Annotated in this window: 1 protein-coding gene; it reads left to right on the top strand. The window is 30.2% G+C overall.

Going from position 1 to position 701, the window contains the following annotated elements; genetic code table 11:
- Positions 1-691: hypothetical protein (locus ACGHIN_RS17310; RefSeq protein WP_390456499.1), on the top strand; the 691-nt coding region annotated here is incomplete at its 5' end.
- Between the last annotated feature and the right edge of the window lie 10 nt (positions 692-701).

The raw sequence follows: 701 nt of genomic DNA, 5'->3' as shown, positions 1-701 counted from the left end.
TCCTACAGGTATGTATCTCGAGTTAGGATATTTACTACAAAAAGGTAATGAGGAACAATACAAAGCATTTATTTTATTTGCCAAAACAAAAGATGGACAAAATTTCTTATCGAAATTCATGCAAAAAGGACAGAAAATCGAATACGGAGGTAAAACTATTTTCTCAACCAAAACTGACGGAGAATATCATAAAGCCGGGATTAATTTAGTATATACTGTAAAAAAAGATGTAAATGATAGGGGCAGCTATACAGAAATGCAAAATAATACAGATGGAACAGGGAAAAAAAATCAAGTTGTTTATTTGTCTAGAAACCCTCACGGAACATCTGGAAGTAATATATTTAATAATGTCGCTCATATTGCCCATGAATCTCTTTTTCATGCAGAGAATTCAGCAGAAGACAATTTAGATGATGGGTATTCAAATAATTCCACTATGCCTCAAATGTATAGAAAGTATGATGAAGTTGGTGGAACGCAAAATGCAGATCATTATTTTATATCACGAGAATTTATTATTAATCCTGATAAGACAAATGTTAACAAAGTGTATAATATTCTGAAATTTGCTAATGAACAATTAAAGCTCAAATTAGGAGCAACACAAATAAAAAAAGAAGTTTGGAACTTTGGAGGCTCAATCATAAAAGTAAATAAAGATGGAAAAGAAGTTTATAATACTACGTAGTTTTTTATTA

Source organism: Chryseobacterium barbadense, assembly GCF_042849955.1.
Classification (GTDB): domain Bacteria; phylum Bacteroidota; class Bacteroidia; order Flavobacteriales; family Weeksellaceae; genus Chryseobacterium.
The sequence above is the reverse complement of the archived record's forward strand: the minus strand, read 5'-3'. Positions and strand labels throughout refer to the sequence as shown.